The sequence below is a fragment of the Siminovitchia jepli genome, assembly GCF_047228825.1.
In the GTDB taxonomy this organism is placed as follows: domain Bacteria; phylum Bacillota; class Bacilli; order Bacillales; family Bacillaceae_C; genus Siminovitchia.
The window spans coordinates 1-553 of the sequence record NZ_JBFEGN010000230.1; the positions used below are offsets into that span (position 1 = coordinate 1).

Annotated in this window: 1 protein-coding gene; it reads right to left on the bottom strand. The window is 47.7% G+C overall.

The window, feature by feature from the left end; genetic code table 11:
* Nucleotides 1-478: transposase (locus tag AB1L08_RS22525; RefSeq protein WP_413066795.1), on the bottom strand; the 478-nt coding region annotated here is incomplete at its 3' end.
* Nucleotides 479-553: the final 75 nt, after the last annotated feature.

The following is a 553-nucleotide window of genomic DNA, read 5'->3' on the forward strand; positions in this document are numbered from 1 at the left end:
GGTCATCGGATTTGGAGTTCTCTGGAGCCGGACAGCTTGTTCCGTCCTGGTCATCATCGGAGGGGTCATCCTGATTCTGGTCTTCCGGAGAAGGTTTTGTCTGTGCTTCCGCCACCCATTCGTTGACCCGGTTAATGATATCGCGGCCAAGCCGTTTCCGGAAATGAGTCATAGAAGAAGGATGGAAAGGAGCTTCATCCTGGAACGACGGCAATCCGATGAAGTATTGGAGATACGGGTTTTCCGTAATCTGCCGGACGGTTTCTTCATCACTCAAATTCAGGCGTTCCTGAATGACCAGTGCCCCAAGTGCCAAACGAACCGAAAAAGCCTTGTTTCCCTGCCTTACATCTCCTAATGATTTGATGTATTCCTTTTCCGCTCTTGACCAAGGAATAAGGTTGGACAAGACCACCCAACGGTTATTTGGATTTAATTGTCCGCCAAACGGCAGGAAAAATTCATGTGGCAAGATCATTTGATCGGCATTATGTTCGTACAAGGTTACCCCTCCAAGTGCAAGGTTTTTATTGGTTTACGGACAAATACCCTT